The 3,657-nt window shown below is 64.8% G+C and carries 3 protein-coding genes and 1 pseudogene; 1 reads left to right on the plus strand and 3 read right to left on the minus strand.

All coding sequences use genetic code 11. The features are described 5' to 3' along the window. Positions 1-643: pseudogene (locus tag AC11W3_RS09025) on the plus strand (hypothetical protein); the annotation flags it as partial. On the opposite strand, the gene AC11W3_RS09030 reads toward AC11W3_RS09025, so the two are convergent. From AC11W3_RS09030 to tnpC, 3 genes are all read right to left on the minus strand, one after another. Continuing rightward, positions 551-1,753, minus strand: a complete 1,203-nt coding sequence (locus AC11W3_RS09030; protein WP_484092880.1) for an ISAs1 family transposase — start codon at positions 1,751-1,753, stop codon at positions 551-553. The pseudogene AC11W3_RS09025 and the gene AC11W3_RS09030 sit on opposite strands and share 93 nt — an antisense overlap. Before the next feature lie 177 nt (positions 1,754-1,930). Further along, positions 1,931-2,212, minus strand: a complete 282-nt coding sequence (locus tag AC11W3_RS09035; protein ID WP_484092881.1) for an IS66 family transposase — start codon at positions 2,210-2,212, stop codon at positions 1,931-1,933. Further along, positions 2,213-3,487, minus strand: a complete 1,275-nt coding sequence (tnpC, locus tag AC11W3_RS09040; protein WP_484092882.1) for an IS66 family transposase — start codon at positions 3,485-3,487, stop codon at positions 2,213-2,215. Between the last annotated feature and the right edge of the window lie 170 nt (positions 3,488-3,657).

The raw sequence follows: 3,657 nt of genomic DNA on the forward strand, positions 1-3,657 counted from the left end.
CGCCATCCTGACGGAAATAGGCAAGGCCGCGCATTCACTGGAAGGCGGCGATACCTTCCTGCTCACGTACTCCGGCCATGGCGGGCGGGTACCGGATCCGACAGGCGAGTCGCCCGATGGGCTGGACGACACCTGGGTCGCCTACGATCGCCAGCTCCTCGGCCATGAACTGTACAATCTCTGGAGCCAATTCGCTTCCGATGTTCACATCGAGGTTTATTCGGACAGTTGCCACAGCGGAACGGTGATCCGGGATCTCGTGCTGGGAACTAACCTGCTACAGCCCCTTGGCCGTGCGGGCTTCCGGGGTGCGCCCCCAAACGGTGACCGCGGCATGGGTGCCTTCAAGACCGTGTATGAGGCGGCACCACAGGCGCTGGCCCGTACCGAACCGCCTGCCGCTGTGACCGCTACGGCAGCCGGCGTCCGGACGGTGCGCGCTATTCCGCCGATGCTGGCAATGGAGCTCTACTACCAGCACGAGCGTGCCTATCGCGCCCGTCAATGGCAGGGCCGATTCAAGATCGCTCTTCGTGACGAACGTTACTCCCTAAGTAGTCATAAATACGAGTGCCCGCATCCGGTCGCGGCAGACCCATTCTGTGGTTTCCTTGATGGAGCCGACAGCCTTCAGGCGGAATAGCCCGATTGCGAGGTTCCGGAGCGAGGCGAGGGCGTGAGGGCCGTTTCCGGTCCAGGCCTGGCAATGATCTTCCCGGTATACGGTGTCGCGGATGTAATGGTTCTTGTTCTCGATTCCCCAATGGCCGCGGACGTGCAAGCTGACGTCGGCGGCGGTCATCTTTCCGGTTGTCCCGCTGGTGAGAATGAAGGCATACTCCCTGCTTATGCGGCTGCCGGAGATCTCGAAGACGTCGCGTCGGACGCAGGCGGCCTGGCGGGCGTGCGGGAAATCGATGCCGTCTGCGCCGGTGATCCAGCAGGACCATCTTCTTATCCGGCCGCGTCTGTGTTCTTCCATTACGTGGAACGGGGGCTTCTGGAGCAGCGGGAGGATTTCATCGAATACTTTCCTTTGCAGAGACGGCTGGTTTCCCTTGACGGTCATCATGTAATCCCATCCTGATCTTGCGCCGATTGCCTCCGCAGTTTCCAGCTGGGTGTGCGCGGCATCGAGCGTGACCAGGACTGATCCGCCTTCCGGGATATCAATGGCGTCCATGAGGGCATCCGCCTGGGTGATCTCGTTAGTGCCGTCGGGCACCCTGACCTGCGCGACCGTGACGGCCTCGCCGTGGAGCATCGCGGAGAAAAGCGTCACCTTGTCGTTCTCGTCAGTCCATGCGCCGCGCAGCACCTTACCGTCGAGCGCGATTATCCAGTCGCCTTTCTCGTCTTTCCTGGCCTGGGAGGTAATCCATGTGCAGGTTATGATGTCCAGCGCGGCAGCATCGATCCTTGTCAGCACGTTTCGTATTGCCGACTTGCTCGGGTATCTGTAGCACATCCTGAACCAGCTCCATCTTGCCCCCAGCTTTTCCAGCAAGGGCTGAGGCATGTCCGCCGCATGTCTCGCGATTTCCTGGTAGTTCCTCGCTCCGGCCAGGGTCGCCACTACGCAGACTGCCAGGATGAATTCCAGCAGGTGCTGTTTTCCGTGCGGGCTGCGCGGGTCGAGGACAGATGCCAGCCTGCCCAGCAAGCCTGAGATGTCCGCATCTCCGGGGTTTTCATCCCTGGCTGCTATGGCATTATGACTTGACGGGCAGGATGCAGGCTGCGAGACTAGCATAGGATGGCCTTCTCTCCGGGATGCATGATTGCCTGGTAACAACCATCATGCCGGGAAAAGAGAAGGTCATCTTCTTCTTACCGGAACTGCCGCGGAAATTCCGCTATTGGCAAGTGTCGCAGCCGGGCACCAGTCAGCCGCCCAACCTCGTGATTTCACACTGTAGCCATGAAGACACTATAAGTGATCTCGAAATCGCCCTGCGCCTCTGGTGAGCATGACCAGGGCGTCGAAAAAGCTGAGGCCATGTTTGGCGGCGGTGGATAGGTAGCTGCGGATGGCGCAGAACTGACGGGCGCCGGCGATGGTGCGCAGGCAGCCGGATACTTTCTGTTTCAGCTTGGCCATGCGGATGTCGCGTTCACAGCCGTTGTTATCCGGTGGCGCCCGGAGGTCGGTGGTGAACCGCAGGTAGTCGTCCGTAACTATTCGGAAGTCCTGTGGTGCACGACCCGGCATCTATGGTCTGACCTGCACACTTACTTTTAGTAACCACACGATTTCCGAATACTTACAGTCGTCCTGGCGGTCGAGCAGGCGGCGGGCCAGCGCGTGGTGCTTTTTCATCAGCGCCCCGGATCGGGCGGCGGTCTGGCTGGCTCCGGCCAGGGCGGCGGAGCGGTACAGGCGGACCTGGACGGCCAGCGCTGCCGGGTCGACGGCGTCGCGGCCCTGGACGGCCGCCTCGCGGACCAGGTCCTGCATCGCGGCCAGCGCCCCGGCGGCCTGGGCGGCCCAGCACCACTGGCTCCCGGACGCGGCATCGGTGACGGCCTGCAGCTCGCGCTGGGCGTGCGCGCAGCACAGCTGGTGGTCAGGGGCCGTGTACGTGTCATACGAGGCCCAGGCGTCGTGGACGGCGATCCCGGCGAACGAGGGGAGCACGCCCATCGCCTCGATCGCCTCCTTCCCGCGCCGGGGATGGACCATGAACACGGTGTACTTGCCGGTGCGGGCGCAGTGCACCCAGTGCAGCCGGCCCTGCACGCGGAACCCTGTCTCGTCGAACCCCGCCACCGGGCTGGCAGCGATCTCCTTCCGCGCCCGTTCCAGGAACTCACCGAGATTCCCGGCGGCGCGGGCGGTCAGCGCGGCGACCGTGCCGGATGACAGCGGGACGCCGAACAACTCGGCCAGCGCCTGCGCGGTGCGCTTCTTCGACAGGAACTGCCCGGTATACAAGTAGATGATGATCGCGGCGATCCGCGGCCCGTAGCAGGCCGGGGCGTCCGCACCCTGGGGAGCGACCGCCTTGGTGCGCTGCCCGCAGCCGCATTCCCGCTCGATCAGCTGATGCTCGGTCACCTCGGCCCTGGCCGGCGGCAGGTCGAAGACCTGGCGGCGCTCCACCGCGGTGACCGGCCGCCCCGCCAGATCTTCCCCGCACCGCCCGCAGCAGCCTGGCTCATGCCGGACCTCCCGGTCCGGACGCGCCACCTGCATCAGCGCCGTGCCCTTGTGCCCGTCCTGCCCGCCCGGCTTGCGCCCGCTTTTCTTCCGCAGCGACCGCGGCCCCGGCGCCGGCTTGCCCAGCCCCTCGCTGGACGGCGGCCTGGATGAATTCCGCGGCGTCTGCCTCAGCCGCGCCTCAAGCTCAGCGATCTGCTCCCGCGCCCGCCCCAGCTCCGCCCGCGTCTCCTCCACCGCGGCCATGGCATCCGCCAGCTCCCGGCGCAGCGACGCCACCAGCGCGGCCAGCACCTCATACGACGGCGGTCCGTCCTCAGCGGGCACACCAGGACCCTACGTGCCGCAACCGCTTCCCGCTACATCAGCGCGTCAGCTCACCCGCCGACAACAACCCCGCCCGAAATGACCTGACCAGTTACGCGGTGCGAAGGTGAAGTGCCATCCATCCTGCCCGCCGTTCCCAGCCGGGGGAAATAATGCGCTACGGCTATTTC

The organism is Geomonas sp. (assembly GCF_056994735.1).